This window comes from Flavobacterium limicola (assembly GCF_003634755.1).
Lineage (GTDB): Bacteria > Bacteroidota > Bacteroidia > Flavobacteriales > Flavobacteriaceae > Flavobacterium > Flavobacterium limicola.
This window is the reverse complement of sequence record NZ_RBXA01000001.1, coordinates 759,700-778,481: the sequence shown is the minus strand read 5'-3', so window position 1 is coordinate 778,481 and position 18,782 is coordinate 759,700. Positions and strand designations below refer to the sequence as shown.

Genomic DNA, 18,782 nt, shown 5'->3' with positions numbered 1-18,782 from the left:
GGTTTTAGGTGCTTGGATTGCTCCAAACATCTAAAAACCAAAACCCAAAACCTAAAAAAATGACTGAAGAAATTGAATTTATATTAGACAGTACCAAGGAATCTATGACAGGTTCTATTGCGCATTTAGAAAAAGAATTTTTGAATATTCGTGCTGGAAAAGCATCTCCGGCAATGCTTGGAAGTGTTTTTGTAGATTATTACGGATCAGCAACACCACTTTCTCAAGTATCAAAAATTAGTGTACCTGATGCCAGAACAATTACGTTGCAACCTTTTGAAAAAAATATGCTGCAAGTAATTGAAAAAGCAATTATGGTGGCTAATATTGGTTTTAATCCAATGAATAACGGCGATGTAATCATCATTAGCGTTCCCGCATTAACGGAGGAAAGAAGACGCGATCTTGCCAAACAAGCCAAAGTAGAAGCCGAAGATGCTAAAGTTGGGATTCGAAATGCAAGGAAAGATGCCAATACAGAAATTAAAAAACTTGAAAAAGACGGAACATCCGAGGACATTTGCAAAACTGCCGAAGAAGAAGTTCAAAACTTAACCAATAGTTATATCCGTAAAATAGATGAACTTTTAGTGGTGAAAGAAGCTGAAATCATGAAAGTCTAAAACAATCTCAAATCCTACCCATTTGAAACCCGTCCAGTTAGTATAATTGGATGGGTTTTTTGTTTTTTGTAAATATCATTAAAAGTGGGTATTATAATTTATAAAATATTTCTTATTTTTATAGAATATTAACTAACCAAAAAATATGAAAACAAACAAACAAACAAACAAACAAACAAACTCTTAATTTAAAGTGGCTCGTCCCTGTACTTATTATGGGATTAATTTTGTGTGTTTTGCAGTCTTGCAGTACGGAAGAGCTCCTTATAGAAAGTGACTCAAACCGTAATGTAAGGGATTATAGCTATGAAGAGATTACTTTTCAAGACTTAAAAAAGATAAATAATAAAGCTTTTATTGAGTCCGCTAAGCTTAAAAAAGTCATAGCAACTTCTAAAAATAAAGATATAAACTCAGCATCTAATTACGATATAGATTTAAAAAGTATTCGATACATTAAAAGAAAAAACAATGACGAAACGTTCTCTTTTCGTATTTTTCAAGTTCCTACTGCAACCTTTCAACAGAACATTGTAGTTGAATGTAAAGAAAATGAAAAACCTCAAAGTTATTTGGTGACCTATTATTTAAATAAACAAGTAAACCAAATTAACAATAGTGATGATTTTATTCGTGCCATAAAAGTACATCAATTATAAAAATAGAAGATCCATTAAAAACACACAGGACAACTAATGGTGGTTGCTTACAAATAGGGTATTACGATGATGTTGAAGTATGCCAAAACAATCTAGATGGCAGACCAAGTTGTTATGAAAGCGACGGTAGAACAAGAGCCACAATTAAGGTTTTTAAAGTTATTGATAGTGCTTGCTCAACCGGTGGAGTATCAGATTTTACGCCTCAAGCATCTCAATGGAATCAATACAATACTGCGCCTAGTGATTCTTATTCAGGTAATACAGGAGCAACAACTGGCGGTGGTGTAACTAGCGAAAGTACTGGTTTAAATATTTTTGCACCTAATTATTATGAGAGTGGCGATTTAAGTGATCCCGCAGTACAAAACATGTTGCAGATCAATCAATTCATTAGTAGCCTATACATTTCAAATAATGAGATTAAAGGAGTCGTAGACGGTACTGAATGGCTTTTAGCTTACACAAATTATTGGATAGGAACAAATGGAGGCTTAACCCAATCTAATCAAATCGCGCTAACGTATGCTTTTAGTAACATACCATTGTTATTCAACCAATATAATGGGACTTCTTATGAACCTGATGCAATTAATAATTTTAAGTTCAGTAGTTTTCAATTTTTACTTTTTCATGGTGAATTTTTGTCAAAACTTGATCCTTTGACACAGAAAAGTATTTTGGATGAAATAACTAGTTTGGAAAAAATTGAACTAATCAATAATGCGGTTAATTTTATGAATGAAAATCCTAGTGCAACATTTGAAAACACAAAAAATAAATTAATTGCCGAAGCAATAGAAGATGAAATTGATGATAGTAAACTTGATCCTTGTACGAAGGGAGTTCTGGATAAATTAAAAAAATTAAATCAAAATGACATTGCAAGTATCTTTGAAAAATTTGGCATCCCTGAAAATGGAACATATAAAATACAAATGGTAATGGGAACACCAAATAATTCAGCAGCAATTGCGGATACTAAGTGGCTAAGCAAAAATAATTATCTCATAACTATTAGAGAAACATATATAAAAGGCACAGATAACAATCAAAAACCTCCTACAGATATAGCAGTAGCTGCAATCATAATACATGAGTTAATTCATGCTCATTTCTTCGCTTTATTTGATGATTTTCACAATAATGGAAATAATTGTGCGTATGATAATTATGATTGTTTATATGAAAAATACGTTACAAAAACATATATTGGCACAATCGATGCACAACATGCACAAATGTTTGACAATTATGTTCCGAAAATAGCTGCAATTTTACAAGAATTTAAACCCGGTTTGTCTTTACAATTTTATGAAGACATTGCAATGTCAACGATGTATGGTCTACAATATTTTAATGACAAATATCCTAAAAATTCCCCAGACAGAAATAGAATAGAAAATAATCGAAATGCAGAAGACTCCAATGCTCCTAGAGGAGCAGCAACTCCCAAAGGAAGTCCTTGTAACTAAAATTATAAATTATGAAAACTATAATAAGTTTAATTTGTAGCATATTACTAATATCTTGCTCTACTTCCAAAATGGAAAAAAACGTAGTAAACGAACTTTTAAAGAATCAACTTATTAAATTACCTTATATTAAGGTTGTAATGAAGGAGTCTTTACAAACATTGGTATCATTAGAGTATTACGAAAAAGCGTATCAAGATAAAAATATTCGTTTAGGTGACATGATAAGAATTAGACCAGAGTCCAATCCTCCTTTTACATGGCCTATTGACTCCTTGGAAATCACAAAATTAAAAGAAAAACATAAAAAAGATACCATAAGTCAATTGTGGAGGAAAAATAATTTTCAGGGATTGAAATTAAAATTAGCAAATGCAAGAGCCATCAAAAACTTTAAAAGTCATCTTTCCAAAAGATACTTTGGAGATGAAGGTATTGCGATCTCTAAGCCGATAATCACGTCAGATAAGGAATTTGTACTCATATTTTTTAAAACATTTACTTTAGGTAAGTATTCTAACCATCCAATGCAAAAAGCCATATTAATGCAAAACAAAGAGGGGAGTTGGAGGATAAAAGAAATTTACGATGACCCTAATATTATTTATTAATGTGAGTTCAATATGTTTTTACTGTGACGCTTTAAAATCTTAAATTCCCCTGCTGGCATGAGCGTCCCGCTCGTGATAATTCTTAATGAATAATAGTATTGAGGTTTGTGCTAGTAATTAGCTTTCTTTTGAAGTATGTTGCAGTATAAATTGTGTTCACGAGCGGGACGCTCTCGCCAGAAGGGGCTTAAAACCGAAGAATATGATAAAACTAGCGCATCAGGTCATTCAGATCTTTTATTCACAAATAGTAAGGGTTTCGGTGATTGTCCATTTTACTGCTTTTTCAATTTACCAATACAAAGAATAGATATATGGATATTAGACTAGTAAAAACAGCATTAGCAACGGGGGTTATTTTAACCATATTTTCCTGTTCAAGCATTAAAGGCAGCACAGACCTCAATACTTATTATGGAGACGCTTTTTTTTATCCAGGATATTCAAAAAATAAACCGAGCCCTAAAAACGGTTGGGTAATAGAATATAAAGAAAATGCCTTTTTTGATTGTTTATTTCAAGGCTATAAAAATGATTCTATTTTCAAATTAATTCAGAAAGAAGACTCTTTCATTAATGCAGATAATATTCCCATGACATTGTGGTCTAAAATTAAATCAGATAGTAAAAAAATAATACAAGGCTTACCAGCTGCTGAATATTATGATGATGAGCTTACCAAAAACAAAAAACATATTTCACAAACGTGTTTATGCTATTTTGCGAGCAGAGAACTAGATTCTATTGCAAAGAGAGCATACAAAGAATATACAAAAGGTCAAATAAAATAAATCATATAACGGATTTAGCATAGACTCAAAAGATCTAATGTAAAACTTAACCAACGCTTTAATCCGTAAAATAGATGAACTTTTGGTTGTGAAAGAAGCTGAAATTATGAAAGTGTAATTACCTTTCAAAATATATTTAAAATCCGTCTCGTTGAACTGCCTCCAAAAAGTTAGACACTATTTGGAGGCAGTTCAACGAGACGGATTTTTTTATTGCTATTTTTGCGATACCAAAATGAAATTATACCCGTTTTGCAGTAAACCCTATTTATGAAGCAATTGTGTTTGTTATTCTTTTTTTTAACGCTTACGCTACAGGCGCAATTTCAGGTCAATGGAATTGTGAAAGAATCTACAAGCAACAAACCGTTGCCGTTTGCCACGATTACCACAAATAATGGCCTAAATACCATCTCTGATGTCGACGGAAAGTTTAGCATTGTAACCGCAATTCCCTTTACAGCTTTTGACATTTCTTATATTGGTTTCACCAAAACTAGAATTGCCCTCGAAAAAAACAAAAATTATTATGTTGTCGTTCTTTCCCAAAAAACGGATGATTTGAATGAAGTGGTCGTTCCAAGCGAAAACCCGGCTTTGGCGATTATAAAGAAAGTAATCGAAAATAAAAACAATAATAATCCCCAAAAAAAACTTCGTAGTTTTGAGTTCAAATCCTACAATAAACTCATTGTAACTGCAAATCCTGATTCTATTGATGGAAGAATCGATTCTGTTTTTGTCCAAAAGTCTAATGGAAAACAATTCTCAAAAATTGACTCCTCCGATTATAAATTTAAAGACGTCATTAGTAAACAACATCTGTTTCAAACCGAAAAAGTATCCCAATATCAATTTGCCAATGCTCGATTAAAAGAAACAATATTAGGTACCAAAATGGCGGGTTTCAAGCAACCTGTTTATGAAATTATTGCTTTTAACTTGCAGTCTTTCTCTATTTACGATTCCAGCTACGAGCTTTTTGAAACCAAATACAACAGTCCTATTGCCAATGATGCGCTAAACGATTACAACTACAAACTCTTGGATTCACTCCTCATTGACGGTAGAAATACCTACATGATTTACTTCAAGAACAAGAAAAAAAGAAGAGCGTCAGGATTGGAAGGCGTACTCTATATTGACCAAAATAATTTTGCTGTCGCCAAAGCGGTAATGCGCATAAAAGGCGTTCTTGACATTAGTGGAATACATGATTTTAAGTACATTCCCAATGAAAAATTATGGTTCCCAACAGACAAAACCTTTAAAATTGTAAAAGGCAAGAATGATGACGATATAAAAATCCTTGGCGGAACGATTCAATTTGATGGCGATGTAGAACAAGATTTTAAAGAAAGAAAAAAAGTCGCTTCAGATTTTACCTATTTACTTTCACACACGAATAATTTTGAAATTCAGTATAATACTCCAATACAAATTAAAAAATCGGCTATTTATATCGAAATCAAAGACGATGCGATTAACAAACCGGAAAATTTTTGGAACACCTACAGAAAAGACAGCTTGGACAGCCGAAACCAAAAAACGTATTTGGCATTAGACAGTATTTCTTCCAAAAAACGAATTGAAAGTCGCATCCGTTTTGGACGAAAAATCATCAACGGGTATTTGCCAATAGGAAAATTTGATTTAGACTTACGCAAATTGTTCAGTTATAATAATTACGAAGGATTTAGATTGGGAATTGGCGGAGTGACCAATGAACGGTTTTCAAAAAAATTCAGAATCGAAGGCTACACCGCTTATGGAACAAAGGATGGCAATTTCAAATACAATTTGGGAATGGCGACTCGTGTAGGTAAATTTTCGAATTCCTGGATTGGCGTTTCCTATACTGATGATGTTCGGGAAATTGCAAGCAGCGTGTTTACAATTGAGAAAAAAGCATTCAAAATCTATGATCCAAGACCAATAAACATCAGTACATTTTACAATTATGTAAGTTGGAAAACATTTATAGAAACGAAAATTATTCCAAAAACCGAAAGCTTCTGGGAACTTTCCCGTGCCGCAATAGAACCTAAATTCAATTATATATACAACTTAAACGAGAAATTATATACAAGTTATGTTATGACCACCGCGATGGTTTCTTTGCGCTGGAGTCCATTCAGTGATTACATGCAAACGCCTACGGGACGAATTGAAGTAGAGAAACGTTTCCCGAAATTCACTTTTCAATACACACAGTCCCTGCCTAAGGTTCTGCAAAATGATTTTGAATTCAGCAAATTAGATTTTAAAACAGAGTATGAAAAAAAATATTTAAACGGTCAAAAAACAAGTCTGCTTTTTGAAGCCGGTTATGCTCTTGGCGATGTACCGCTGACACATTTGTACAATACGTCTCCTAATAATATCACCAAGGAAACCATCATGCAGAGAATCACTTTTGCAGGGAAAAACAGTTTTGAAACCATGTTTTTTAATGAATTTTTCTCCAGTGAATATGCTTATTTTCAATTCAAACATGGCTTTAGCCGCGTAACACTATTCAAAAAAGTAAAACCTTCCTTAGTTCTTGTTTCAAGAATGGCTTGGGGGAATTTACAAAACCCAGAACAACATGTTGGATTGGATTACAAAACCTTGGACAAAGGTTATTTCGAATCTGGAATAGAATTGAACCAAATTTACAAAGGATTAGGATTAGGCGGGTTTTACCGTTATGGTCCGAATCAGTTGAGTAAATTTCAAGATAACATAGCGGTAAAAATAAGTTTCGTTCTTAATCTAGGGCTTTAATGACTAGAAACAATTTTCAGTCCAATAATAGAACTGATTAATGTGGTGATGAAAAAGATTCGCCAAAAATCAGCCGGCTCTTTAAAAACAAAAATCCCAACAAGAACAGTTCCCACTGCTCCAATTCCGGTCCAAACTGCATAAGCCGTCCCTATAGGCAATGTCTGAGTGGCTTTGTAAAGCAACACCATACTTATTGTCAAACAAATTAAAAATCCGCCCAACCATAATGTTGATGTCGTTCCTGAAGTTTCTTTGGCTTTGCCTAAACAAGTGGCAAAACCCACTTCAAAAAGGCCTCCGATAATCAATAATATCCAGTTCATCTTATTGTTTTAAAATTAATACCGAAGGAACGCCGCTCAACCAATCACTTCTTGAATCTACGAGCGCTTTCCAACTTTCGAGACTAATCAGCATTAAATCCTGCTGCGCCAAAAACTCCTCTTTGATTATTTTATCAGTTATCAGACTTATATTGTTTGGGTATTTTTGTTCCAAAGAATCAATAGCACTGTTCATCACAAAATTAGTTGTAAGATGTCCGTTCACATCCAAAATAACAATTTTAGCGTTATTATTGTACACTAATTTCTGAATATAATCAATCACAAACGAATCTTCGGGACTGAAAATTGGAATAAAAACATGGTTTACATGCTGCAAATCTTTATCAATCAAAATCCCGATTGGCATTTTGGTTTTAGAAATAATTTGTCTCGTTCTTTCGTCAAAAGGAGAATTTTCGAACAGGCCTTCTTTCCCGGTAAACTTATCAATCAAACGATCCGGATTGATTATTCTGGTTGTAAAACCAATTACTTTTCCAAGAATGGTACCTTCAAATATTGATTTCCCCAAACCTATCAACAGCAAATCATAATCGCCTTGATTAGCTACATCAGCGATTTCGGTTTCAATATCCATCGTTGCTTTAAAAATGGTGGTAATATCTTGTTTGAGCACTTGGGATTCTTCAACAATGGGATAAAAACTATTTTTTTCTTTGTCTTCCAAATTAAAAGTATGCACCTCATCACTCAAAGACAAATGCATCACGGTAATACTCGAGGTACTTTTTTGTTTTTTTATCAAACTGTTTGCCAGTCTCAATAACGATTTTCCTTTTTCATTGTTTCCAAATGAAATTAGAATTCGGTATTTATTGTGGTTTGTTGGTTCCAGTATTTCAACGCCGTCTTTAGTTTTAAAGATATAATTGATTAAATCCAAAGCCGGTCCCGTCATAAAAGTAGTAACAAGCGCCATAATCACCATCATGGTAAACACTTCGGGAGTCAGAACTTTAAGCTCTAATCCGATATTTAAAACAATCAACTCCATTAAACCTCTGGTATTCATCAATGCGCCGATTGTTAAACTGTCTCGCCATGTCTGCCCTACGAATTTGGCTGCCAAGGCACTTCCTAAAAATTTCCCCACTACTGCCACCAGAATAATAAAACCGGTAACTTTCCATAGATACGGATCATTAAGAAGACCGATTTCTGTTTTCAAACCCGTGAATACAAAGAACAAAGGCAGCAAAAGAATTAACGCCACATCCTCTACTTTTTCTATGAATATGGTTCTAAATTTTGGAACATCAGGCATAATTGCTCCCGCCATAAACGCTCCAAATAAGGCATGAATCCCAATCACTTCAGTAGCATAAGACGAGATAATAAGCACCAGAAAAAAGATGGCCACAACCGGTTTGATAATAGTATCTTTTGATCCATATAAATCTCCGATTCGTTTTAGAAATGGCTTTACAATATATATCATGGCTACAACATAAAGTACTGCCAACATAATAATGTATAGCGAACTCACAAAAGTTCCCGCTTTGACAATGGCAATTACCACCGCCAAAATACACCAAGCCGTAATATCATCGGCAGCAGCACACGTAATTACTATGGCACCCAATTTCGTTTTATGAATTCCTCGTTCCTGCACGATTCTGGCCAAAACCGGAAAAGCGGTGATACTCAACGCAATTCCCATAAACAAACTAAAGGAAAGGAATTTAACACCTTCAGGAGCAAATCGATTGTACACAAAATATGCTAATCCTATTCCAAGAGCAAACGGAATAACGATACTGGCATGACTGATGACCACCGCTTCATTGGCTTTATTTTTCAATACTTTCAAATCGAGTTCCATTCCGATGACAAACATAAAAAGGATTAATCCTATCTGACTCAAAAACTTCAAATTACCCAAGGATTCAACAGGAAATAAAGCTAGAGAAAATTCCGGAAAATACAGTCCCAATAAAGACGGCCCAAGTACAATTCCCGCGATAATTTCCCCAATTACGGAGGGCTGTCCTATTTTCTTGAAAATCCAACCAAAAACACGGGCGACAAGAATAATCGTTATAATTTGTGCCAAAAGAATAGCCAAAGGATCCTGAAAATTATGTTGCATCGAAGCTAGAAAATCGCACCAAGAACCCTTTCCACTTTCAGGTGTCACTATTGTTTCTGCCACTTCTAAACGTTTCCCTTTGGTTATAATCCAATACATCAAAGCAGTAAAACCGCCCGTTATCACCAAATAAAAAACTGTGTTTTTATAATTCTTCATATACTATTTTATGTCAGCATTCTCAACTGTGAACCATGACGATGAGAATTCAAATGTATCAATTATATCTCAAAAAAATATTTAATTGCAAATAAAATAAAGTTGCGTTAATATTGGCATTCACATTTAAAAAGTTTCCGTTAAAACAAATGATTTATAGCGGTTTTAACTACCTTTACCGCCGTTAAATAGGAAATATGATCAAGTGGTTCAGTTTAGGATTTTGGGAGTTAATAGCCCGAATTGTCCTTAGAAATAGAATTTTAATGTTATCCATTATTGTTGTGATAACAGCGCTTTTAGCTCTTCAATGGAAAAATATACATTTTACATTTACTGAAGCTAATTTATTGCCGGATGATAATATTGTAAATATTGAGTACAACGCCTTTTTGAATAAATTTGGTGAAGAAGGAAATCTGGTTATTATCGGTGTAAAAGACGACGCCATATTTACCCCAAAAGCATACGCTTCCTGGAGTAAAATGATGAATACGCTGAAAGGTGACAAAGCTGTTGATTTAGTTGTTTCTCTCAATGATTTAAAGAAATTACAAAAAAATGATTCGCTGGAAACCTTTGAATTGGTTCCTTTTGTGGACCAAAGCAAAACTGTTGACCCGGCTTATCTTCAAAAAATAAAAAAAGAACTTTTCAATGATTTGCCTTTTTATGAAGGATTGCTTTTCAACAAAAGATCTGGAAGCATTCGCTCTGCTGTTTACATGGATAAGAAAATTGTAAACACGGCAGCCAGAAAAGATTTTGTACTTGATAAATTGGTTCCCGCAGTCGAAACATTCGAAAAAGAAACTGGAATCGACCTGCGAGTTTCAGGAATGCCTTACATCCGAACGCTGAATGCAAAAACCATCACCGATGAAATCAGCATCTTTATTGGAGCATCATTATTAGTTACTTCACTCCTTTTCTTCTTCTTTTTTAGAAGCTTTAGGGCGACGTTAATATCAATGATAATTGTTATTATTGGCGTGATGTGGTCTTTTGGATTTTTAGGCTTATTGAATTACGAAATCACAGTTTTAACGGCTTTAGTTCCTTCATTAATCATCGTTATCGGAATTCCGAATTGTATTTTCCTAACCAATAAATACCACCAGGAGTACAAAATTCACCACAATAAAGCCAAAGCATTACAGCGTGTCACTACCAAAGTAGGAATGGCAACCTTGATGACAAACCTAACCACAGCCATTGGTTTTGCTACATTTGTCGCTTCAAACAACCAATTGTTATTAGAATTTGGGGTCGTGACTTCTATCAATATCATGGCACTTTTCTTTTTGTGTATTATTGTCATCCCTATTTTTCACAGTTACATTCCGGCACCAAAAGAGCGTCACATTGAGCATTTAGACCGCAATTATGTGAAGGTTTTCATGGATTGGATTCTGAGAAACGTAAAATACAATCGATTTTCAATTTATGTCGTTTCCATTGTTTTGCTTGTCATAAGCATTGTAGGAATCTATGAAATGCGTATTTCCGGTAGTTTGATTGAAGACATGCCTAAAAAAGAAGCGTTTTTTGAGGACATTGTTTTCTTCGAAAAAGAATTTGATGGTGTTATGCCACTCGAAATTATGATTGACACCAAACGCAAAAAAGGAGTCATGAAATTGTCTACGCTGAGGCGAATGGACGAGTTGGAAAAAACCATTGACGAAATTCCGGAATTATCAAAACCTATCTCCATTGTGAATTTAGTAAAATATTCCAAACAAGCGTATTACAATGGGAACCCCGATTATTACGATTTGCCAAGTTCACAAGAACAGTCGTTTATTTTGTCGTACGCTAAAAATGCCACGAAAAACTCGAAAGACAATCTGATGAAAAGTTACGTAGATTCGACGGGACAATTTGCTCGAATCACCACTTTCATGCGTGATGAAAACGGCGATAATATTGCAAAAATTGAAGCTGAGATTCGCAAGAAAGCCGACAAAATTTTCCCGCCAGACCAATATAAAGTCACTATCACCGGAAAAGCGTTGGTTTTCCAGAAAGGAACTGGATACTTGCTGGACAATTTACTTTCGTCACTGGCATTTGCTTTTTTCCTGACTGCGCTTTTGATTGGTTTTATGTTTCGTTCGTTCAAAATGGTTTTGGTTTCTATTATTCCAAATTTACTGCCGTTAATGTTAACCGCAGGAATCATGGGATTTCTGGATATTCCTCTGAAACCATCGACGATATTAGTTTTTGGAATTGCGTTTGGACTTTCGGTGGATGACACTGTGAGATTCTTGTCTCAATACCGCGAGGAATTAAAGAAAAACAACTGGAAAATCCGCAAATCTGTTTACGCCACATTTACGGATGCCGGTTTGAGCATGTTCTATACTTCTATCGTATTGTTCTTTGGATTTTCGGTATTTATGTTGTCCAGTTTTGGAGGAACAATTGCACTTGGCGGATTGATTTCACTGACATTATTGTTTGGAATGCTGTCGAATTTAATGTTGTTGCCGGCTTTGGTACTGACCTTGAATAAAACATTGGCTAACGAACAGGATTTTATCGAACCTAAAATTGACATCATCGAACCAAGTGATGCCGAAATTGATGATTTAGAAAAGAAAAAATCGGATAATTAGTCGCTATAATACTGCAATCTTTCCAATCCTGTCAGGTTTTTGTACCCTGACAGGATTAGCTTTAAAATAAAAAAGTTTTTTTTAGGATCTGAGTTTATTAAGTCCTCGATCATAAAGAACAATACTTCCAGCAACTGAAACATTCAAACTTTTTTCAGATTTAAATTTTACGAGATAATGACATTTTGAAATGGCAGCTTTTGATAGTCCGTTATCCTCAGCACCTAATAAATATACACAACGCCTTGGATGTTCAAAAGTTTCTAAATCAGTTGCGTTTTCATCTAATTCGACACCTACTAGGCGAGCGCCTTTGGGTAAATTTTTATAGAAATCTTCAAAAGTTTCATAATGAAAATAAGGAATTGACTTTACAGCATTATGCGTATCGCAAGCCTGCTTGGCGTAGCGATTACCAATTGTAAAAATATAACTTGCACCAAGATTTTGTGCTGTGCGCCATAACACACCCAAGTTCTCAGGAGTTTTACCGTTTTGAATCCCAATTCCAAAATACTCTGTAATAAAGTTATCATTCATGGTGTAAAAGTACGAACTAATAAATAGCTTGCCAAGTTTTGATTTTCGTCGCTGTTAAACATACAATCGCACAATTTTTTTCAACCGCAATTTGTCATTCTGACAAAGGAAGAATCATCAGACGTTGCTCAATAAACAAAGATCCATCATTCCTTAGAAAGACAAAATTAGAGCAAAATATTCTTTTAGCAGCTAATACCTAGCCCAGATAGAAGCGACATACTTTTTTACCGATGTTTTTCGAGATAAAAGATAGAGTGGATAGCGGGAAATAACTTCTGATTAACTTAATTATATTTTAAAAATTAACTGGTCAATGCTTTAAGTATTCATAGAACAACTGTACTCTATAATTCCTTACCAGCGAAAATCCTTTAAAGTAAAATAGTAGCCTAAACTCTTAAAACATAAAAAAAACTAATTTTAAAGTAATACCTGATATACGTATTTCAGCATTATTGCAAATTAAAAAGTAAATATTCCTACAAATTTTATACTAACTCATAAATTAAATGTACTTTTAATTACTTTTTTAGGTTTATGGTATGAATAAATTTTTTACATTTTTGCTATTCTCGTTTTCTCTATCAATATATGCTCAGGGCGAGGCTAATATTTGGTATTTTGGTGAACGTGCAGGATTGGACTTTAACAGTGGCTCTCCAGTTGCTTTAACTAATGGAAAATTAAGTACTACCGAAGGCTGTGCAACAATATCAAACAGTAGTGGACAATTATTATTTTATACTGATGGTGTAACTGTCTATAATAAAAATCATACTATTATGATTAACGGCAGTAATCTCAAAGGTCATTTCTCTAGTTCACAATCTGCTATTATAGTAAAAAAACCAAATTCCGCATCAATTTATTATATTTTTACCTCTGACGTTGAAGGATCTAACGAAGGAATATGCTACTCTGAAGTAGATTTATCTCTAGATGGAGGTTTAGGAGCGGTTACATCCATTAAAAATATTTTATTAATTACGCCAACTGCTGAAAAATTAACAGCCACTTTAAATAGAACAGGAGAGGGAGTGTGGGTCATTACTCATGGATATGGAAATAATAATTTCTACTCATTTTTTGTAGATAACTCAGGTGTAAATTCTATCCCAGTTATTAGCAGTGCTGGTGTAGAAGTAGGAGGGGTTAAAGATGCCATTGGTTACCTGAAAGTGGCTCCAACAGGAGATAAATTAATTTGTGCTAATAACTCAAGTTTAACTGAACTATTTAATTTTAATAACGAAACTGGTGTCGTAAGTAATCCTCTATTGATTACGGATAAACCAATTACTTATGGTGTAGAATTTTCACAATCTGGAAAAATTGCATATCTAACAACCGGTAGTAATATTCTTAAGAAATATGAAGTGAATCAATATGATTTAACAGCTACTAATATCCCCGATTCTGAAATCAATTTAATAACAACAATCGATGACATGTCTAGGTCATATACCTTGCAGTTAGCTCCTGATGGAAAGATCTACATAGCCAATTTTATCACACCTTATTTAAGCGCCATAGCTAAACCTAATGTACTGGGTTTAGACTGTACTTTTGAATTAAATACTGTTAGCCTTAACGGAAGACTATCTTTGGCGGGGCTACCTCAATTTACACCATCTAATCTTCAAGTCACCATAAAAATACAAAATAACTGTTTGGGAGAAATGACTTCTTTTTCATTAGATAGCAATCGAGAAATTATTGCTGCGCAATGGGATTTTGGTGATGGCAATTCTTCTACTGATCTCACTCCTAATCATTTTTATTCTTCAACAGGAAATTACACAGTTTCCGTAAAAGCAATATCGAATACAGGTGCAACAACAGAAACTAAAGGCATTATTATTTACGAAGTCCCTACAGCCTCTCAGCCACGAAACATTCTAGTTTGTGATAACAATAATGATGGTTTTCATGCTTTTGATTTGACATCTCAAAATGCTGCAATACTTAACGGTCAAGATCCCACTTTATATAAGGTTGACTATTATGTTAGCTCTGCTGACTACAATGATAATTTAGCGATAAATAGCCCAACTACATACACAAACACGACAGCCTACTTACCACAAACAATAATTGCTTCAGTAGCAAACAAAGCTAATTCGTCTTGTAAAATCAGTACTTCATTTTCAATTTCTGTTAATGAAAGACCTATTCCAGAAATTTCCACTGCTATACCAAACTACTTAATTTGCGATAATACGAGCATTGGCAATGATACTGATGGTCGTGTTTTATTTGATTTAACTCAAAAATCTTCAACAATTTTAAAGGGACAGTCAGCGACTCAGTTTTTACTTACTTATTACAAAGACATCGCTTTGACGCAAAATATTGCAAGTCCATCAGCTTATGCAAATACCAATACAACGGAAACGATTTATGTAAAAATGTATAACAAAGATAATCCCATTTGTTTTGCAACAACATCGTTCAAAATTCAAGTGAGTGCCTTATCCGTAATAAATCAAAATGTTGATCTAAAACAATGTGACGATGATATTAATGGATTTACTATTTTTAACTTAGAGGAAGCAATCCCAAAAATAACAGCTAATGCTACAAACGAAAGCATCACTTTTTATACTACACAAATTGATGCACAAAATAATCGTAACCCAATAACTAATCCCACTAGTTATAGCAATCAAATGATCAGTAACGATATTGTTTATGCGAGAATTACAAACTCGAATGACTGTTTTAAAATTGCTACAATAAACCTAATAATTTCTACAACGCAAATTCCGATTAATTTCGTTAGAAATTTCACAGTTTGCGATGATGCTGTTTTGGGCACCAATACAGACGGTATTTCTAGTTTTGATTTTAGTAGTATAAACAAGGAAATAAAAGATCTTTTTCCCACAGGACAACAATTAGACATTACCTACTATCGCAATCTTAATGATGCTTTAACAGAAAAAAATACAATTTTAGATATTGTAAATTATAGAAATATAGGGTATCCAAATTCACAAAAAATTTATGTTCGTATTGATAGTAAACTTAACAATGATTGTTTGGGAATAGGTTCTCCTATTCAGTTAAATGTTGAATCAATACCGGTTATGCAACCTATTAAGGAAATACGATGTGATGACAACCACGAAGGATTTTTCGCTTTTGATACCTCTACAATTCAAACACGATTATTGAATGGTTCAACTAGCGTCACTTTGAAATATTTTGATGAAAATAATAATTCTTTATCAAGTCCGCTGCCTAATCCTTTTGTAACTCGTTCGCAAATAATAAAAGTAGAGGCAACCAACACTTCAATGACTGCTTGTTCCTATGAAACAACATTAGAATTCGTGGTTTCTGATTTACCAGAAGCCTCTCCTATTCCGTCCAATTTATTAATTGTTTGTGATGATGAAATCGATCCTACTGAGCAAGATGGAAAATATGCTTTTGACACTTCTACCTTTCAAAATACCATCTTGGGAGGTCAAACCGGAATGATAGTCAAGTATTATGATGCTACTAACAATTTACTTTCAAGTCCATTGCCCAACCCGTTTATAACCATCTCACAAAATATAAGAGTGGAGGTAATTAATTCAAATAATGCTAACTGTAAAGCAATAATGTCTATACCATTCGTAGTTCATCCATTACCACCACTAACCTTGACCGGTAAGGAACGACTTTGTAGTAATATTAGTAATTTTACCAAAGTAATCAATGCAGCCATTGTTTATGAATTATTAATAGATAATTACACATATGAGTGGACTTATAACGGAAATCTAATTAGTGGCGAAACAGAATACACCTTAACAATTGACAAAACGGGAACCTATACAGTAAAAGTAACTACTGATGAGGGATGTTCTAGAACTAGAGTAATTACAGTTTCTGCATCTAATATTGCTAAAATAGAAAACATAAAAATTGAAGATCTTACTTCTACTAATAGTATTCAGGTTTCCGCAACTGGTACAGGTGACTATGTTTATGCCTTGGATGACGAAAACAGCTATCAATCAGAAAATCTTTTTACTAATGTTACTGCTGGAATGCATACGGTTTATGTAAAAGACTTGAATGGCTGTGGTATTAGCTTACAAGAAGTAGCAATACTTGGAATACCTAATTTCTTTACTCCAAATCAAGATGGGTTTAATGATTATTGGAATATAAAAGGTGTCAACAATGCCTTTAATGCTAAAACAATTATTCATGTTTTTGATCGATATGGTAAATTAATAAGCAAGTTAAATCCTTTAAATCAAGGTTGGGATGGAAACTTTAACGGGCGACCTTTGCCTTCTGACGACTATTGGTATACCATTGCACTAGAGGATGGCAGAATTTTGAAAGGACATTTTACCTTGAAAAGATAAAACAACAAGCACAATAGGCTAAAAATTAAACTTTAATTTCCATTACCTTTAGTAAGTCCAATTTTTAATTAATTAGAGATTTCTCAATTCCACCATAACATAGCCCTGATAACAGCGGCATCCTTTTACTTTTTTCTTTAAAAAGTAAAAGATATAGCGAATAGCGGGAAATAGCTCCTGATTACCCTATTTCTTACAATGACTTTTCAAACAAATCATTTATATTTGCAGTTCAGTCACGAGACAATTTTTAATATCAATTATATACATAAAATGAGACATACAAAAGTTAAAGACTTACTAAACAGCACAAAAACGCTTCATGAAGTAAATGCAAAAGGATGGGTGAGAACTTTTAGAAACAATCAATTTATTGCCTTAAATGATGGTTCGACCATTGATAATATACAATGTGTTGTCGATTTTGAGAACACGCCAGACGAGACTTTGAAGAGAATTACTACCGGAGCAGCAATATCTGTAACAGGGACTTTGGTGGAAAGTAAAGGTGCCGGACAAAAATTTGAAATTCAGGTGGCTAAACTGGAAATCCTTGGAGATTCAGATGCAGAGAAATTTCCGATACAACCAAAAAACAAACCGAGCTTGGATTTCTTGCGTGAAAATGCGCATTTAAGAGTTCGTACCAATATGTTTGGAGCTATTATGAGAGTACGTTCGGTATTGTCGTATGCCGTTCACAGCTATTTTCAAGAGAAAGGTTTTGTGTATGTAAATACGCCAATCATTACGGGATCGGATGCTGAAGGTGCCGGTGAAATGTTTAAAGTTACCGCTTTGCCATTTGACGGAACACCAAGAACTGAAGACGGAAAAGTGAATTACAAAGAAGATTTCTTCGGGAAAGAAACGAACTTAACGGTTTCGGGACAATTAGAAGGAGAAACTTTTGCGATGGCTTTGGGCCAAATTTATACTTTTGGACCAACATTTAGAGCTGAAAACTCGAACACTTCGCGTCACCTTGCAGAATTTTGGATGATTGAGCCAGAAGTGGCTTTCAATGATTTGAATGACAATATGGACTTGGCTGAAGATTTTATTCAATATGTAATCAAATATACAATGGACAAATGTCCGGAGGATTTGAAATTCTTGGAAACACGATTATTGGACGAAGAGAAATCAAAACCAGTTGCGGAAAGAAGCGAAATGGCTTTGCTTGACAAATTAAACTTTGTTTTAGAAAACAATTTCAAACGTGTTTCATACACCGAAGCAATTGACATTTTGAGAGATTGTACGCCAAATAAAAAGAAAAAATTCAACTATATCATCAACGAATGGGGTGCTGATTTACAATCGGAACACGAACGTTACTTGGTAGAAAAACACTTTAAATGTCCGGTAATCTTGTTTGATTACCCGGCAAATATTAAAGCATTTTACATGCGTTTGAACGAAGACGGAAAAACAGTTCGCGCGATGGATATCCTTTTCCCTGGAATTGGAGAAATCGTGGGAGGTTCTCAAAGAGAAGAACGTTTTGATGTTTTGGTTGAAAAAATGAAAGCCTTAGGAATCGATGAAGAGGAATTATGGTGGTATCTTGATACCCGAAGATTCGGTTCAGCTGTTCACTCTGGTTTTGGACTTGGATTCGAAAGATTGGTATTATTTGTAACAGGAATGACAAACATTCGTGACGTAATTCCTTTCCCAAGAACGCCAATGAATGCGGAATTCTAAAAATTTGTT

13 protein-coding genes are annotated in these 18,782 nt (G+C 34.2%); 10 read left to right on the top strand and 3 right to left on the bottom strand.

Annotated features, from left to right (window positions below):
- Positions 1-59: 59 nt before the first annotated feature.
- From frr to BC952_RS03400, 7 genes are all read left to right on the top strand, one after another.
- Complete coding sequence (gene frr, locus BC952_RS03430) at positions 60-623, top strand: ribosome recycling factor (protein ID WP_121364938.1); 564 nt, start codon at positions 60-62, stop codon at positions 621-623.
- Between the two features lie 215 nt (positions 624-838).
- Positions 839-1,282, top strand: a complete 444-nt coding sequence (locus BC952_RS03425; protein WP_121364257.1) for a hypothetical protein — start codon at positions 839-841, stop codon at positions 1,280-1,282.
- Positions 1,283-1,378: 96 nt separating this feature from the next.
- Complete coding sequence (locus tag BC952_RS03420) at positions 1,379-1,573, top strand: hypothetical protein (RefSeq protein ID WP_121364256.1); 195 nt, start codon at positions 1,379-1,381, stop codon at positions 1,571-1,573.
- 80 nt (positions 1,574-1,653) lie between these two features.
- Entirely contained in the window at positions 1,654-2,757 is a 1,104-nt protein-coding gene (locus BC952_RS03415; protein ID WP_121364255.1) for a hypothetical protein, read from the top strand.
- A gap of 71 nt (positions 2,758-2,828) precedes the next feature.
- On the top strand, positions 2,829-3,368 hold the full coding sequence (locus BC952_RS03410; protein WP_121364254.1) for a hypothetical protein: 540 nt from the start codon (positions 2,829-2,831) through the stop codon (positions 3,366-3,368).
- A gap of 314 nt (positions 3,369-3,682) precedes the next feature.
- Positions 3,683-4,159, top strand: a complete 477-nt coding sequence (locus tag BC952_RS03405; protein ID WP_121364253.1) for a hypothetical protein — start codon at positions 3,683-3,685, stop codon at positions 4,157-4,159.
- A 270-nt stretch (positions 4,160-4,429) separates the two neighbouring features.
- Positions 4,430-6,928, top strand: a complete 2,499-nt coding sequence (locus tag BC952_RS03400; RefSeq protein WP_121364252.1) for a DUF5686 family protein — start codon at positions 4,430-4,432, stop codon at positions 6,926-6,928.
- On the opposite strand, the gene BC952_RS03395 is transcribed toward BC952_RS03400, so the two are convergent.
- Both BC952_RS03395 and BC952_RS03390 read right to left on the bottom strand, forming a co-directional pair.
- Positions 6,925-7,254 carry a DMT family transporter gene (locus BC952_RS03395; protein ID WP_121364251.1) on the bottom strand — a complete coding sequence of 110 codons (330 nt, stop codon included), beginning with the start codon at positions 7,252-7,254 and terminating at the stop codon, positions 6,925-6,927. The genes BC952_RS03400 and BC952_RS03395 overlap by 4 nt on opposite strands.
- A 1-nt stretch (position 7,255) precedes the next feature.
- Complete coding sequence (locus BC952_RS03390) at positions 7,256-9,526, bottom strand: cation:proton antiporter (protein ID WP_121364250.1); 2,271 nt, start codon at positions 9,524-9,526, stop codon at positions 7,256-7,258.
- Positions 9,527-9,723: 197 nt separating this feature from the next.
- Here BC952_RS03390 and BC952_RS03385 point away from each other — a divergent pair, with 197 nt between their 5' ends.
- Positions 9,724-12,150: an efflux RND transporter permease subunit gene (locus tag BC952_RS03385; RefSeq protein WP_121364249.1), complete on the top strand. Its 2,427-nt coding sequence runs from the start codon at positions 9,724-9,726 to the stop codon at positions 12,148-12,150.
- Positions 12,151-12,231: 81 nt separating this feature from the next.
- Here the strand turns inward: BC952_RS03385 and BC952_RS03380 are convergent, their stop codons facing one another.
- Positions 12,232-12,690, bottom strand: a complete 459-nt coding sequence (locus BC952_RS03380) for an RNA methyltransferase (protein ID WP_121364248.1) — start codon at positions 12,688-12,690, stop codon at positions 12,232-12,234.
- Positions 12,691-13,235: 545 nt separating this feature from the next.
- On the opposite strand from BC952_RS03380, the gene BC952_RS03375 reads away from it, so the two are divergent.
- Together BC952_RS03375 and asnS are read left to right on the top strand one after the other, a co-directional pair.
- Positions 13,236-17,063: a T9SS type B sorting domain-containing protein gene (locus tag BC952_RS03375; RefSeq protein WP_121364247.1), complete on the top strand. Its 3,828-nt coding sequence runs from the start codon at positions 13,236-13,238 to the stop codon at positions 17,061-17,063.
- Between the two features lie 273 nt (positions 17,064-17,336).
- The gene (asnS, locus tag BC952_RS03370) at positions 17,337-18,773 is read left to right on the top strand and encodes an asparagine--tRNA ligase (RefSeq protein WP_121364246.1); all 1,437 of its coding nucleotides are present in this window, start codon (positions 17,337-17,339) and stop codon (positions 18,771-18,773) included.
- Positions 18,774-18,782: the final 9 nt, after the last annotated feature.

Excerpts from the sequence above, each read along its gene's own strand:
- frr (WP_121364938.1), top strand. The coding sequence starts at position 60 with ATGACTGAAGAAATTGAATTTATATTAGACAGTACCAAGGAATCTATG.
- BC952_RS03425 (WP_121364257.1), top strand. The coding sequence starts at position 839 with ATGGGATTAATTTTGTGTGTTTTGCAGTCTTGCAGTACGGAAGAGCTC.
- BC952_RS03420 (WP_121364256.1), top strand. The coding sequence starts at position 1,379 with ATGGCAGACCAAGTTGTTATGAAAGCGACGGTAGAACAAGAGCCACAA.
- BC952_RS03415 (WP_121364255.1), top strand. The coding sequence starts at position 1,654 with ATGTTGCAGATCAATCAATTCATTAGTAGCCTATACATTTCAAATAAT.
- BC952_RS03410 (WP_121364254.1), top strand. The coding sequence starts at position 2,829 with ATGGAAAAAAACGTAGTAAACGAACTTTTAAAGAATCAACTTATTAAA.
- BC952_RS03405 (WP_121364253.1), top strand. The coding sequence starts at position 3,683 with ATGGATATTAGACTAGTAAAAACAGCATTAGCAACGGGGGTTATTTTA.
- BC952_RS03400 (WP_121364252.1), top strand. The coding sequence starts at position 4,430 with ATGAAGCAATTGTGTTTGTTATTCTTTTTTTTAACGCTTACGCTACAG.
- BC952_RS03395 (WP_121364251.1), bottom strand. The coding sequence starts at position 7,254 with ATGAACTGGATATTATTGATTATCGGAGGCCTTTTTGAAGTGGGTTTT.
- BC952_RS03390 (WP_121364250.1), bottom strand. The coding sequence starts at position 9,526 with ATGAAGAATTATAAAAACACAGTTTTTTATTTGGTGATAACGGGCGGT.
- BC952_RS03385 (WP_121364249.1), top strand. The coding sequence starts at position 9,724 with ATGATCAAGTGGTTCAGTTTAGGATTTTGGGAGTTAATAGCCCGAATT.
- BC952_RS03380 (WP_121364248.1), bottom strand. The coding sequence starts at position 12,690 with ATGAATGATAACTTTATTACAGAGTATTTTGGAATTGGGATTCAAAAC.
- BC952_RS03375 (WP_121364247.1), top strand. The coding sequence starts at position 13,236 with ATGAATAAATTTTTTACATTTTTGCTATTCTCGTTTTCTCTATCAATA.
- asnS (WP_121364246.1), top strand. The coding sequence starts at position 17,337 with ATGAGACATACAAAAGTTAAAGACTTACTAAACAGCACAAAAACGCTT.